The organism is Arthrobacter sp. ISL-85, assembly GCF_018613675.1.
GTDB lineage: Bacteria > Actinomycetota > Actinomycetes > Actinomycetales > Micrococcaceae > Arthrobacter.
Genome location: NZ_JAGGPQ010000032.1, coordinates 1 through 13,778, shown reverse-complemented (window position 1 = coordinate 13,778; position 13,778 = coordinate 1). Strand labels below are relative to the sequence as shown.

General features: G+C 66.3%; 8 protein-coding genes and 1 pseudogene. 5 read left to right on the top strand and 4 right to left on the bottom strand.

Annotated elements, in window-relative coordinates:
• Positions 1 to 4: 4 nt before the first annotated feature.
• The 4 genes and pseudogenes from J7I84_RS20710 to ppsA all read left to right on the top strand — a co-directional run bounded on the left by J7I84_RS20710 (position 5) and on the right by ppsA (position 7,607).
• Positions 5 to 1,978 carry a heavy metal translocating P-type ATPase gene (locus J7I84_RS20710; protein WP_214946403.1) on the top strand — a complete coding sequence of 658 codons (1,974 nt, stop codon included), beginning with the start codon at positions 5 to 7 and terminating at the stop codon, positions 1,976 to 1,978.
• Between the two features lie 89 nt (positions 1,979 to 2,067).
• Positions 2,068 to 2,529: a universal stress protein gene (locus J7I84_RS20705; protein ID WP_214946402.1), complete on the top strand. Its 462-nt coding sequence runs from the start codon at positions 2,068 to 2,070 to the stop codon at positions 2,527 to 2,529.
• Positions 2,526 to 5,080: pseudogene (locus J7I84_RS20700) on the top strand (cation-translocating P-type ATPase). Before J7I84_RS20705 ends, J7I84_RS20700 begins: the two are co-directional and overlap by 4 nt.
• 88 nt (positions 5,081 to 5,168) lie before the next feature.
• Positions 5,169 to 7,607: a phosphoenolpyruvate synthase gene (gene ppsA / locus J7I84_RS20695; RefSeq protein WP_214946401.1), complete on the top strand. Its 2,439-nt coding sequence runs from the start codon at positions 5,169 to 5,171 to the stop codon at positions 7,605 to 7,607.
• A gap of 113 nt (positions 7,608 to 7,720) precedes the next feature.
• Here the strand turns inward: ppsA and J7I84_RS20690 are convergent, their stop codons facing one another.
• Genes J7I84_RS20690 through J7I84_RS20675 form a run of 4 tightly spaced genes read right to left on the bottom strand, consistent with a single transcriptional unit; the run spans position 7,721 to position 11,817 of the window.
• Positions 7,721 to 8,143: an Hsp20/alpha crystallin family protein gene (locus J7I84_RS20690; protein ID WP_214946400.1), complete on the bottom strand. Its 423-nt coding sequence runs from the start codon at positions 8,141 to 8,143 to the stop codon at positions 7,721 to 7,723.
• Positions 8,144 to 8,156: 13 nt separating this feature from the next.
• Positions 8,157 to 10,676: an HAD-IC family P-type ATPase gene (locus J7I84_RS20685; RefSeq protein ID WP_214946399.1), complete on the bottom strand. Its 2,520-nt coding sequence runs from the start codon at positions 10,674 to 10,676 to the stop codon at positions 8,157 to 8,159.
• A gap of 24 nt (positions 10,677 to 10,700) precedes the next feature.
• Positions 10,701 to 11,309, bottom strand: a complete 609-nt coding sequence (locus J7I84_RS20680; RefSeq protein WP_311381184.1) for a universal stress protein — start codon at positions 11,307 to 11,309, stop codon at positions 10,701 to 10,703.
• Positions 11,310 to 11,358: 49 nt separating this feature from the next.
• Complete coding sequence (locus J7I84_RS20675) at positions 11,359 to 11,817, bottom strand: pyridoxamine 5'-phosphate oxidase family protein (protein ID WP_214946398.1); 459 nt, start codon at positions 11,815 to 11,817, stop codon at positions 11,359 to 11,361.
• A gap of 242 nt (positions 11,818 to 12,059) precedes the next feature.
• Between J7I84_RS20675 and J7I84_RS20670 the strand changes: the two genes are divergently transcribed.
• Positions 12,060 to 13,760: a GAF domain-containing sensor histidine kinase gene (locus J7I84_RS20670; RefSeq protein ID WP_214946397.1), complete on the top strand. Its 1,701-nt coding sequence runs from the start codon at positions 12,060 to 12,062 to the stop codon at positions 13,758 to 13,760.
• Positions 13,761 to 13,778 lie beyond the last annotated feature (18 nt).

The following is a 13,778-nucleotide window of genomic DNA, read 5'->3' as shown; positions in this document are numbered from 1 at the left end:
CTGGATGAGGAAGCAGGCTGCCCCGCCTGCGGCAACCGGGGGGAACCCCGAAGGCTTTGACGCCGACGCCTCTGCAAGCCCGCACGTCGAAAAGGCCTTGGGCTTTGTAAGGCGGTATCCCGTCGTCGCACTGACCTGCCTGGTGCTCCTGGCGGCCTTGGTGCTGCTGCAGTCCGGCCTGGGACCACAGGTCCGGGTCCTCGCGTCAGCCTACGCGGCTGTCATCGTGGTGGTACGTGCGGCGGGCATGGTCCGGTCGTTGCGGGAGGGACGTTGGGGGATCGACCTCCTGGCCCTGATGGCGATCGCCAGCACGGTGGTGGTGGGCGAGTATCTCGCCGCGCTGGTGGTGATACTGATGCTCACGGGCGGCGAGGCGCTGGAAAACTTTGCCCAGGGACGCGCAGCGCGTGAACTGCGGTCGCTGCTGGACCGGGCTCCGCGCTTCGCCCACCGCGAAGGACCCGGTTCGGTGCTCGAGGACACCCCAATTGGCGATGTAGCGCTGGGTGACGTGCTGATGGTCCGGCCTTCCGAGCTGGTGCCCGTGGACGGTGAACTCCTGTCCGATGCGGCAAGCCTTGACGAATCATCCCTGACCGGCGAAAGCCTGCCGGTGGAGCGAACCAGGGGGCAAACGCTGCTCAGCGGCGCGGTGAACGGCGAGGCCGCCATCCGAATGCGGGCATCGGCCTCCGCGGCGGACTCCCAGTACAGCCGGATCATCGCTTTGGTTGAGGAGGCGTCCAACAGCCGGGCGCCCGTTGTCCGCCTCGCTGACCGCTACGCCGTTCCCTTCACCCTCCTGGCCCTGGCCATGGCCGGGACAGGCTGGCTCCTGTCCGGCGAGCCGCTCCGCTTCGCCCAGGTCCTGGTAGTGGCCACGCCATGTCCGCTCCTCATCGCAGCGCCGGTGGCATTCCTCGCCGGTACCAGCCAGGCCGCCCACAAGGGCATCATCATCAAGAACACCCGGACGCTTGAGCAGCTTGCCAAGGCACAAACAGCGGTCTTCGACAAGACCGGCACGCTAACATCAGGGCGCCCCCTGTTGGACGGCATCCAGGTGGCACCGGGTCACGGCGAGGCCCTCGGCAGCCAAAGGATCCTGCAGTTGGCTGCCTCGGCCGAGCAGTACTCCTCGCACGTGCTGGCGGGATCCGTCATTGAGGCCGCCAAGGCAGCCAACCTTGGTCTCCTGTCGGTGCAAGAGGCCACGGAAAGCGCCACCCACGGCGTGGAAGCCGTCTGCGACGGCCAGAGGGTGGTGGTGGGCAAAGCCGGTCTGGTGCGGAGTTTAGCAACAGGGTTCCGGGAGGCGGCAGTCCGCAGCGGACAACTGGCCGTCCACGTGGCGGTGGATGGCGAGTACGCAGGTGCGCTGATCATGAAGGATCCGTTGCGCCGCAATGCAGTGGATACCCTGGCCCGCCTCAAAAGCCTGGGTGTACGGAACACCATGCTCTTGACCGGCGATGCGCACGCCACGGCCGCGCACATTGCCGAGGAAGCGGGAATCGGCCGCGTCCAGGCCGAATGCCTTCCGGAGGACAAAGTCAACGCGGTGGCCGGCATCCTGGAACGGCCGGTCCTGATGGTGGGTGACGGCGTCAACGATGCCCCCGTCCTTGCCGCGGCGGACGTGGGAATCGCCATGGGCGCAAAGGGTGCCACCGCAGCAAGCGAGTCAGCTGACGTTGTGGTCATGCTCGACGACGTCTCGAAGGTTGCGCAGGCCGTGGCCATTGGACAGCGGACCGTCTCGGTGGCCCTGGTAAGTATCTGGACAGGGATAGGGCTCAGCCTGGTGCTGATGGCCATCGCCATGACCGGATACATTCCCGCCGTCGCCGGCGCCCTCCTGCAGGAGTTGGTGGACCTGGCCACCATCCTGAACGGGCTGCGGGCACTGCACGGGGCCGATGGGAAAGGCAAAGCGGACCGGAAACGGGCCGCGCAGCCAAGGCCCGCCACCTAGGGTTAGCCCGGCAGCAGGGCCATTGTCGGGTCCGCCGGCATGACCTTTGGCCCTTCCCACCGTAATCCCCAGCCGGGATCGTGGTGTCCATGAACTCAGAAACAGGGGCCAAGCCCGTCATGGTGGGTGTGGACGGTTCTGAATACTCCTCGGCCGCCCTTCGCTACGCGGGTACGCTGGCAGCCCGGCTCGGGACACGGCTCGAAGTCATCTCATGCGTCGGGATGCCGGACTACCTGGTGATGTCACGGCTTGAAGGGGCGGACCGGCAGTTCACCGCCAGGCTTGAGGATGCTGCAGCCCGGCTGGTGGAGGATGCCCTGGGCCGGGCATTCTCCGGGGACCGGCCGGAGAACATCGACGTCACGGTCAAGTTCGGGCCGCCGGCAAAGGTGCTGGTGGAGGAGAGCCGACGTGCGCAGATGCTGGTTGTCGGACGGCATGGCGAAGGCGGCCTGCTTAAATCGTCCATGGGTTCAGTCAGCAAGGCCTGCGCAGCCCACTCCAACTGCCCCGTGCTCCTGGTAGGTCAGGAGGCGGACGCCGTGTGAGGGCCCCGGAGGGCCTGAGGTCTGAACGGGCGGCGCAACTCCTGAAGGAGGCAGGCCCCAACCAGCTTCCCACGGAAAAACCCATACCCCAGTGGCGGAAACTCTGGGGGAGATGACGCACTTCTTCGCCCTCATGCTGTGGTGTGCCGCCGGACTGGCCTTCATCGCAGACATGCCGCAACTGGCAGTGGCAATCATCGTCGTCGTGCTTGTCAACGGGGTGTTCGCCCACATCCAGCAGGAACGCGCCCAGCACGCCGCCGCAAAGCTGCGGGGACTGCTGCCCGCCGATGTGGTGGTCCGCCGGGACGGGAAGGTCCGCAAGGTCCACGCCAGCGAACTGGTGACCGGGGATGTGGTGCTCCTGACCGCTGGCGACCGCGTACCGGCAGGCATGGTTCTCATGACGGCCTTGGCCTGCGCGGTGGACGAATCGATGCTGACAGGCGAAAGCGATCCGGTGCCGAAAGCCGCTGGTGACCAGGCATGGGGCGGGACCTTCCTGGTCAACGGCTACGGGGAGGCCGCCGTCTCTGCGACAGGTGGCAGGACCCGGTTGGCAGGGATCGCTGCCCTCACCAGCGGAGCGGTTCCTCCCCCCACGCCGCTGTCCCTGGAACTGCGGCGGATTGTCCGGGTGACGGCGGGCATGGCCCTGGGCATCGCGGCGGTATTCTTCCTGGCTTCGCTGCTGGTGGGATTTCAATGGCGCGACTCGTTCCTGTTCTCCATTGGCGTGGCCGTGGCGCTGGTCCCGGAAGGGCTGCTGCCCACGGTCACGCTGTCCCTGGCCATGGGCGCCCAGCGCATGGCATCGCGCAAGGGACTGGTCCGCAACCTTGAAGCAGTGGAAACCCTGGGCTCAACCACGTTCATCTGCACGGACAAAACAGGGACGCTGACGCAGAACCGGATGAACGCCGTGGAGGTCTTCACGCCGGAAGGGGCCGTCCAGGTAACCGGCCAGGGGTACGCCCCGGAGGCGCACATCGAGGGCCGGGGTGTAGAGAAGGCAGCCCAGGCAGCGCTCGCCGCCCGGACAGCTTCACAAGGCCGTGCCGAACTGCACGACGGACAGTGGCGTGCCCAGGGTGATCCGATGGAGGCGGCCATGGACGTCCTTGCCCGTAGGCTGACGGGCACAGAGTCCGGTCCTGTACCGTCGCGGAGGCTGCCGTTCGATCCTGTGCGGCGAAGGGAGTCCGCGCTCGTGGGGACGGACCTGTTCTGCAAAGGCGCCCCCGAAACCGTACTTCCCGTGTGTGGGTCCGTGCCGGGACCGGTCTGGGAACAGGTGGAGGTGATGGCAACACGCGGCCTGCGGGTCATTGCGGTGGCCGGCCGGCGGCTTGGGGGAACCCCTGAAATATGGCAGTCCAGTTCCGCGCACGAGCTCGAGACGGACATGGAGCTCCTGGGCCTGATCGGGCTGCAGGACCCGCCCCGGCCGGACGTTGGTGGCGTGATCCGCACCGCGCGGGAGGCGGGCCTGAGGGTGGCCATGATCACCGGCGACCACCCTGCCACAGCCGCCGCGATTGCCCGGCAGATCGGCCTGACCGGAACACCCGAATACGTGCTGGAGGGCGCTGACCTTCCTGACGACGACCAAATGCTCGGAGCGCTCCTTGACCGGGACGGAGTGGTGGTCAGCAGGGTCTCACCGGAGCAGAAGCTTCGCGTCGCCAAGGCATTGCAGTCCCGCGGGCACGTGGTGGCCATGACGGGCGACGGCGTCAACGACGGCCCCGCCCTGCGCGAAGCTGACATCGGGGTGGCCATGGGCTTGAGCGGAACCGATGTGGCGCGTGAAGCCGCGGACCTGGTCCTCCTCGATGACCATTTCGGCACCATCGTGGCCGCCATCGAACAAGGCAGGGCAACCTACGCCAACATCCACCGGTTCCTGACCTACCACCTCACCGACAACGTGGCCGAGCTGACCCCTTTCGTCATTTGGGCGCTCTCCGGCGGCCACTTTCCGCTTGCCCTGGGCGTCCTTCAAATCCTTGCCCTGGACATCGGCACCGACCTGCTGCCGGCACTGGCCCTTGGCGCCGAGCCGCCGGGCCGGCGGGTGCTGGCCCGCCCGCCCGAAAGAAGGCACCTGATGGACCGGCGCCTGATCGTCCGGGTCTTCTGCATCCTGGGGCCGGTGGAAGCCGCCGTGGAAATGGCAGTCTTCTCAGCTGTCCTGGCCATCGGGGGCTGGACCCGGGGGCAGGTTCCCCAGCCGTCTCTGCTGATGGCGGCCTCCGGTGCCGCCTTCACCGCCGTCGTCCTGGGCCAGCTCGCCAATGCCTTTGCCTGCCGGAGCGCGACGGTGCCCCCCTGGAAGCTGGGCTGGGGCACCAACAGGCTCCTGGTATCGGCTGTGCTGGCAGAACTGGCCATCCTGGCCGTGTGCCTCTACGTGCCCTCCCTCGCTGCGTTGCTGGGCCAGTCCCCGCCGCCCCCGGAAGGCCTCCTCCTTGCCCTCCTCGCGGCCCCCGCGGTCCTGCTTGCGGACTGGATCCACAAAAGTGTCCGGACGCGGTCACGGCGGACCTAGGCGCGCCTGGCAGCCGCCGTGCCCCTGCAGGAGGCCCCAGGGACCAAAGACCCTGCATGCCCGCCCCGGCGGAGGCCAGAATCGAGCCATGAGTGCCGCCGCAGAATCTGCCCTTCCTGACCCCTACGTGATGTGGATTGAAGACACCGGGATCGCGGACATCCCGTCGGTGGGAGGAAAGAACGCTTCCCTTGGGGAGCTGAGCCGGGCACTGAAATCCGCTGGGGTCAGGGTTCCTGAAGGGTTCGCCACCACGGCCTCCGCCTACCGCGCTTTCCTCGCCGCCAACAACCTGGAAACCGGGATCCGGAAGCACATCGAGGACCAGCGCAGCGGGAGGTCAACACTCCGCCAGGCCGGAGCCGCGATCCGCGAACTGTTCCTTCAGGCCACCTTCCCGGAGGACATCGCCGCCGGCATCCAGGAACATTACCGGACCCTGTCCCAACGGGCCGCGCAGGCCCAGGCCGCCGTTGCGGTCCGCAGCAGCGCGACGGCCGAGGATCTTCCGGACGCCAGCTTTGCCGGCCAGCAGGAAACCTTCCTGAACGTTGCAGGGGAGCGCGGCGTCCTCGAGGCATGCCGGCGCTGCTACGCCTCGCTGTTCACTGACCGGGCCATCAGCTACCGCGAAATAAAAGGTTACGACCACCTGGACGTTGCATTGTCGGTGGGGGTGCAGCGCATGGTCCGGTCGGACCTCGGCGCGTCCGGAGTGATGTTCTCGATCGACACCGAATCAGGATTTCCCGGGGTGGTGGTCATCAGCGCAGCCTGGGGGCTGGGGGAGACGGTGGTCCAGGGAACCATCAACCCGGACAAGTACCAGGTGTTCAAGCCGCTCCTGAAAGATCCGCGCTTCAGGCCGGTCATCGAGCGGGAAGTGGGCGCCAAGGAACGCAAAATGGTGTACAGCCAGGGCGGGGATGCGCGGACCAGGATGGTCGAGACCACCGGGCGGGAGCAGCGTTCGCTGGTGCTGGATGACCGGGAAGTTGTCCACCTGGCCCGCTGGGCGGCTGCGGTCGAGCAGCACTACGGGCGGCCGATGGACATGGAGTGGGCCAGGGACGGGATCACCGGAGAACTCTTCATGGTGCAGGCGCGGCCGGAAACGGTGCAGGCCCGCAGGAGCACCTCCACGTTCCGGACCTACCATCTGGCACAGCCCGGCAAGGTCCTCCTTACCGGCGCCGCGATCGGCGACGCCATCGCCCGCGGCCACGCCTGCGTGGTGAGGGATGCCAAGGACATCGAATCCTTCGTTGACGGCTCCGTGCTGGTCACCCGGATGACTGACCCGGACTGGGTGCCCATCATGAAACGGGCGGCGGGCATCATCACGGACCACGGCGGCCCTACAAGCCACGCGGCCATCGTCAGCCGCGAACTGGGCGTGCCCGCCGTGGTGGGAACGCACAACGCCACGGAAGCACTTTCCGACGGCGGCGAGGTCACCCTGTCCTGCGCGGAAGGCGAGGAGGGCCGCGTCTACGAGGGGATGCTGGAGTTTTCCGTGGAAGAGGTGGACATGGAGAGCCTTCCGGCCACCCGCACGGAGGTGATGGTCAACATTGCCAGCCCGGCTGCTGCCTTCAAGTGGTGGCGGCTGCCGGCTGCCGGCGTGGGCCTGGCGCGGATGGAGTTCATCATCAACAACCTGATCCGCATCCACCCCATGGCCCTGGTCCACCCGGAGAAGGTGGCTGATCCGGAGGAGGCGGCGCTGATCCGGCAGCTCACCAGCGGCTACGAGGACCCGCAGGAGTACTTTATTGACGTCCTGGCCACGGGGATCGCCAAGATCGCCGCTCCGTTCCATCCCAAGCCGGTGATCGTGCGGCTCAGCGACTTCAAGAGCAACGAGTACAGCCACTTGATCGGCGGCAGCGCCTTTGAGCGTCCGGAGGAAAACCCGATGCTGGGGTTCCGCGGGGCTTCCCGCTACTACAGCAGCCACTACCGGGAGGGGTTCGCCCTGGAGTGCAAGGCCCTCAAGCGGGTACGGGAACAGGCGGGCTTCGGCAACGTCATTGTCATGGTTCCCTTCTGCCGCACCGTGCGGGAAGCGGACCAGGTCATTGAGGCAATGGAAGAACACGGGCTGGTGCGCGGCGCGGACGGGCTCCAGCTCTACATGATGTGCGAGATTCCTTCCAATGTGGTCCTGGCGGAGGAATTCGCCACGCGCTTTGACGGCTTCTCCATCGGGTCCAACGACCTCACCCAGCTGGTGCTGGGCGTGGACCGCGACTCCGAGGAGCTTGCGGGGTTGTTCGACGAGCGGGACCCGGCTGTCATGTCCATGATTGCCCAGGCCATCAGCAAGGCCCACGCCGCCGGCATCAAAATCGGGATCTGCGGGCAGGGACCCAGCAACCATCCGGACCTGGCGGAATTCCTGGTCAGGCAGGGGATCGATTCGGTATCCCTGAACCCGGATACCTACGTCAAGACCCTGCCCGTCATTGCCGCGGCGGAGGCCGCGGCTGCCACGCTCCATGCGACTGACCGCGCCGTCACCTGAACGCTGTCACCTGAGTCCCTGACGCTGGAAGTGTCCGCCCACCTGAAAGTGCCTGGCACCTCAAGGGGTCCGTCCCCCAGGGAGCCAGGCACCGGCGTCGTACCCGTCCGTGCTCAACCCCTGCTGATGGGGATCCTGGACGCTGCGGTTCCCTGTTCCTGGTCAGGCATGGGTGCCCGGACTTCAAGGAGGCCGTCCTTGTAGGAGGCGGTGACATCGCCCTGCTGGACGCCGCTGGGGAGGGGAATGCGCCTGACAAAGGACCCGTACCGGAACTCGGACCGGTAGCCGTCCTTGTCCTTGTGCTCCTTCTTCTCCTGCCGCTCTGCCTTGATGGACAGCACGCCGTCGGAAACCGTCACGTCCACGTCCTTCTCCGGATCGATGCCGGGCAGCTCGGCCCGTACCACCAGCGTGTTGCCGTCCACCAGCTCTTCAACCCGAATGGCCGAGGCACCCACGTCACCTTCGAAAAGCCTTTCGATGACATCCATGGGGGAGCGGCGGTTATCGAACCATTTCATCAGGTCAGTCATTCTTGCCTCCTGCTCATGTGGATGCCGGACCATCGCTGCGCCCGGCATTTCCGCCATCCCCTTCCCGTGACGCCGGTTCCAGAGTCAAAGGTCCCAGCCCCGGCTGGTCAGCAGCCGCGCGCGGACGACGGGTCAGGCGGCCAATGAATTCAATGGCCAGGCATCCTGCCGCGGCCACTGCAACCGCGGGCACCAGCAGGCTGGAGGGCGGCCAGTCCACGCGAAAGAAGTCCTGCGTCAACGGCACAATGAACAGCAGGACCAGGCCGGCGTACATTCCAGCAAGGATCAGAACCTTGGTCCAGTTGAGGGGTCGGGATGCCATCACCAGGATCCACGCCGCCACGAGACCCAGGGTCACGGTCGCCGCCGACTGCGCGGATTCCAGGCTGTGGCCGGTCCACATCTGGGCATAGCCGCTGACCGCCAGGACACACAGGGCCGCACAGATACCTGCCGGGACGGCAAAGGCAAGCGAACGCCGGAGGAATCCCGGTGCATAGCGCTGGCCGCCGGGCTGCAGGGCAAGGAAAAACGCCGGCAGCCCAATGGTCAGACCGTCCAGCGCGGACAGTTGCCGGGGCAGGAACGGAAAGGCCAGCAACAGGATGCCGGTGACCACCGAGATGACCGTGGCGTAAACAGTCTTACTGAGGAAGACCAGGGAGACCCGCTCAATATTGCTGACGGCCCGGCGCCCCTCGTCCACCACCGCCGGCAGCCTCTCGAACCGCCCGTCCAGGAGTACAAGCCGGGCCACGGCCTTGGTAGCCGGCGAGGCAGAGTCCATGGCGATGCCCAGATCCGCCTCCTTGAGGGCCAGCACATCATTGACCCCGTCCCCGGTCATTGCCACCGTATGCCCCCGCCGTTTCAGGGCCAGGATCAGATCACGCTTCTGGGACGGCGTCACACTTCCGAAGAGGTCCCAGGCCTCCACGGCCTCCTCCAGTTGAAGCGGGTCGTCGGGCAATTGGCGCGCGTCATAGGCAACCCCGGCTCCAAAGCCCACAGTGCGAGCCAGCGCTGCCACTGTCCGGGGATCATCACCGGAAATGATCTTGACGGACACCTTTTGGCGCCGGAAGTAGTCGAGCGTCGCGGCCGCATCCGGGCGGATGCTCTCGCGGAAAGTCAGCAGCAGGACCGGCACCAGCTCCAGCGGCAGGCCTCCCTCCGGCGCGCCGGGCGGCAGGGGGGCCGGGAGGTGCGCCAGGGCCAAAGTCCGGAGGCCGGTGGAGGCAAGGGCAGCCGCCTTGCCGTGCACCCCGGTGCTGCCAGCAGAGCCCAGCACGGCATCGGGCGCCCCCAGGATCCACGTGCCGGAAGCGGCTGACTCCGGCGCGAAGGTTACCGAACTCCATTTCCGGGCCGAAGAAAACGGAACGGAATCCTGTGCCTGTTGCAGACGCTGCACGGGAAAGGCGGCACCGATGGCAGCGGCGGTGCTGCTGGCGTCCGCGTGGGCGCCGAACCATTCCAGCGCCGCCCGCCAGCCTGCCGCCCGAGCCGTCCCGGCATCGTGGAGGGCGTCGAACATGATGGAGCCGGAGGACAACGTCCCGGTCTTGTCGAGGCAGAGGACGTCCACCCTGGCCAGGACCTCCACGGCGGCAAGTTCCTGGATCAGGACCTTTTGGCGGGCAAGCCGAAGCCCGCCCACGGCAAACGCCACGCTGGTCATCAGGAGCAGCCCCAGGGGAATCATGGCCATGATGCCGGCTATCGCCCCCACGGCGGCCGGTATCCAGCGCCCCGATCCCATGGCTCCAGCCCACCCGCCCTGGTCCTGCATCTGCGCATTCGTCAGCAGCAGGGCGGTGGGGAGAAGCAGCCAGGTGATGACAGCGAAGACTTTTTCCAAGCCCCTGCGGATCTCAGAAGTCACCAGGGAGAACCGCCGTGCTTCGGCCGCAAGCCGGTAAGCAAAGGTATCGGGACCCACCCGGAGAACCGTGGCCCGGCCGCTGCCTGCCAAAATCAGTGAACCCGACAGCAGCTCCGCGCCGCCCGTTTTGGGGACCGGCTCGGATTCGCCGGTCAACAGGGACTCGTCCACCTCAAGCGGGCTTTCGCCCAGCAGCAACAGGTCCGCCGTGACCTGGTCTCCGGCGGTGAGGACAACGAGGTCGTCCGGCACCAGTCCTTCAGAGGAAATGGTTTCCCTGGCACCGTTCCTGACCACCGTGTTCCTGGCGGCCTGCAAAATGGCCAATTCATCGAGGGACCGCTTGGCCCGGTACTCCTGGATGATGCCGATCAGCGAGTTGCTGATGGCGGACAGGCCGAAGAGCGCATCACGCCACTGGCCGAGGACCAGGAGCAGGATGAAGCACCCTCCCACCACTGCGTTGAAGAGGGTGAATACGTTCGCCTGCACGATCTGACCGATGCTCCTGCTGGTTGCCGTCGGCACGCTGTTAATGCGGCCGGCAGCGGTCCGCTCTCCGACTTCAGCGCTGGAGAGTCCGCCCACGGCATGGCGCAGGCCCACGTCGGGGACCGGTGTCCCGTTTTCCCCAGCTGTTGACATGGTGCGGCCAGGCAGTAGGCCCGGTCAGTCGTTGTGCTGCTTGTGCATGCGGGTGATCACGGTTGGGCACGGCGGCTGGCTCAGCACCGCATGCGCCGTAGATCCCAGGAAGAGCCTCTCGAGGCCGCCCTTTCCACGGCTGCCCAGGACCAGCAGCCGGGCACCGGCGGCAGCGCGGAGCAGCGCGTCCGCCGGCTCCAACACGGTTTCCATCACAGTGTGCACTACAAGGTCCGGGTAGTCCTGCCGGAGGCCGGCCTCGGTTTCGGCCAGCACGATCTGCTCCTCCTCGACCACGTGGGTGGCGAAGCTGCTCTGCGGGAGCCCGGCGGCGATCCACCGGTTGGGGCCGGTGAAAGCGTAGAGGACCGTCAGTTCCTCGCCGAGCGCGTCCGCTTCGGCGGCCGCGAAAGCCACCGCCTGGGTTGATTCGCGTGACCCGTCCACGCCCACCAGGATGCCACGGCCGTCCGCCTGGCCGTCGCCGATGACAGCCACGGGGCACTCCGCCGTGGCAGCTGCCTGGAGAGCCCGGTCCGTCACGGCACCGCGGTTTTGACCGCTGGTCCCCAGGACCAGCATGGACGCTGCGGTGTCAGAGATGCCGACGGCGATTGGCTTGGCAGGTGCCATGGGGGACCATCCTTTGGGGGTTCTCGTGAAGGGCGTCGGGTGGGGTGGATTAATCCGCGTCGGGCTCCCGGGGTGGCCACCAATGGGTCGGAGCGGCGATGACGAACCGCCGGCCACTGATGTCCTGCGGCGTGATCCGGATCAGGACGTTCTTTTGTCCCGGCTGCCAGGGTGACAAACCCGCCTCCATGGCGTCCCTGACTTCCTCCTCATCGGACACCACCATTGCATGGCCTTTCAGGATGACACTCCACGCGATGGTGCCGTACGGGTTCATTCCGTCCGCTTCGACGGCCACCACTTTCCGGTCCGTGAGGGAGGCAAGCTTCGTTTCTTCGCCGGTACGGATAAGCAAGGTTCCGTTAGTGGGGACAAAATTCACCGGATAGTTTTCCACGGTGCCGCCGTCTGTGAAGGCAATGCGGCAAAGGGAGGTTGAATGGAGGTATCGCCAGCAATCGTGGGCGCCGAGTTCCTTGATTTCCGGTTCTGCCGCTGCGCTGTTCATGGCCGTAGCCTAGGGCCGGCAACCCGCGGCGGATAGGGAAGAAGGTCCCGCGCCGAGGAGCCGGTCCAATACCAAGGTTACTGAGGGTATTTTTCGCCATGCTCTCCTAGAATTGGCGGTGAAGCGTCTTCATGCTCAGGTGAAGGCGGAATTGGGGGGCGGAGGCCGGCACTTCCGTTTCGGACACTTAAACCGCGCCAGGGACCCGCAGCGCCGCAGGTTTTTGCCGCAGGAGGTGGGACGTGAGCACTGAGCGGCCTTGGCGCTCTCCGGTGAGGGGCAGGGCGGAGGACCTGTTGAAGGAATTCACCGTCCGGGGAGACGAACTGCTGGATAGCCAGGAACGGATCAACGGCTTGTTGGCCGCAGTGGTGGCCCTCGCCGAGGACTTGAGCCTCGAAGCGGTCCTGGACCGTCTTGTACGGTCCACCTGTGCCCTGGTGGGCGCGAGGTACGGTGCTTTAGGCGTCATCGGCGAGGATCGGCGCCTGAGCCACTTCATCACCGTGGGAATTGATGAACAGGGCATCCGTTCCATTGGCGACCTGCCCACCGGCCACGGAGTCCTGGGCCTGCTCATCCGTGAACCGAAGCCGTTGCGTCTCCATGACCTTGGCCAGCACCCCATCACCTCCGGTTTTCCTCCGAACCACCCGCCCATGAGGACGTTCCTGGGTGTCCCCGTCCGCGTTCGGGACGAAGTGTTTGGGAACCTTTACTTGACTGAGAAGCAGGGCGGGGAGGACTTCACCGCGGAGGATGAAGACCTTGCCGTTGCCCTGGCGGCTGCGGCCGGAGTGGCAATCCAGAACGCCCGCCTCTTTGAAGACAGCAACCGCCGGCAAAAATGGCTGGAGGCGGGCATGGAGCTGAGCAGCCGTTTGATCATGACGTCCTACCCGGGGAATGAGGACAACCTGGACGTTGTTGCCGACAGCGCCTTGAAGGTGTCCGGATCGGCGCTTGCAGTCATTGCCGTGCGGGCGGGCGACGGAGCGCTGCGGTGCCGGTCGTGCCTTGGCGTGCAGGGTCTGCAGGCAGGCCAGGAATTAATGGCCTCCAGTGCGGTGTCAGGCGTCATGGAGAACGGCGGCTCTTTCGTGGCGAGGGACCCGCGGCAGGTTTTTGAAGCCGGGGTGGCAGCGAAGCTCGGCTCGGTGCTTGTATTCTCGCTGGGGCACAGTTCCGGGGACAACGGAGTCCTCCTGCTTGCCCGCGCACACGGAGCCCCCATATTCACCCAGGCGGAGGCCGAGTCCAGTGCCATCTTTGGGAGCCGGATCGGGCTGGCGCTGGACCTGGCGCGGGTGAACGCCGTGCGCGAACAGAACCTCCTTTTCACGGACCGGGAACGGATCGCCCGGGACCTCCATGACCAGGTCATTCAACGATTGTTTGCTTCTGGCCTAAGCATCCAGAGCCTGCGCCGCTATACCCTGGATCCGGTGGCTCACGAGCGGATCGCGGCGGTGACCACGGAACTCGACGACACTATCCGCAAGCTGCGGGACACCATCTATTCGCTCAGGACCGCGGACGAGGAACGCGAGCCGCTGACGGGCCGCATCCTGCGCGTGGTCCGGGAAAGCTCCCGCAGCTACGCCGTGACCCCCAAGGTGTCCCTTGATGGGCCGGTGGATACGATCGGGGAAGACGTGGCTGTCCATCTCTTGTCCGTTGTGTCGGAGGGGCTCAGCAACGCTTTGCGGCATTCGGGTGGAGACGAAATCCAGGTCACGGTCGCCGTGGGCCGGGGCGTCGGTGTGGGCAGCAACCAGGTGCAGCTTCTCATCAGCGACAACGGCCAGGGCTTCACCGAACCTGTCCCCGTAAGCGGCCTGGCGAACATGCGCCAGCGCGCCGCACAGCTGAAGGGCAGTTGCGTCATTGACAGCGTCCCCGGCGGCGGTACCTGTGTGAAATGGTCGGTTCCGCTGGCCTAGACGATATGGGTGAAGGAG

What these genes read in the sequence shown, in the direction of transcription:
- J7I84_RS20685 (WP_214946399.1), bottom strand. Translation starts at nt 10,676, where the DNA reads ATGTCAACAGCTGGGGAAAACGGGACACCGGTCCCCGACGTGGGCCTG.
- J7I84_RS20680 (WP_311381184.1), bottom strand. Translation starts at nt 11,309, where the DNA reads ATGGCACCTGCCAAGCCAATCGCCGTCGGCATCTCTGACACCGCAGCG.
- ppsA (WP_214946401.1), top strand. Translation starts at nt 5,169, where the DNA reads ATGAGTGCCGCCGCAGAATCTGCCCTTCCTGACCCCTACGTGATGTGG.
- J7I84_RS20675 (WP_214946398.1), bottom strand. Translation starts at nt 11,817, where the DNA reads ATGAACAGCGCAGCGGCAGAACCGGAAATCAAGGAACTCGGCGCCCAC.
- J7I84_RS20710 (WP_214946403.1), top strand. Translation starts at nt 5, where the DNA reads ATGAGGAAGCAGGCTGCCCCGCCTGCGGCAACCGGGGGGAACCCCGAA.
- J7I84_RS20705 (WP_214946402.1), top strand. Translation starts at nt 2,068, where the DNA reads ATGAACTCAGAAACAGGGGCCAAGCCCGTCATGGTGGGTGTGGACGGT.
- J7I84_RS20690 (WP_214946400.1), bottom strand. Translation starts at nt 8,143, where the DNA reads ATGACTGACCTGATGAAATGGTTCGATAACCGCCGCTCCCCCATGGAT.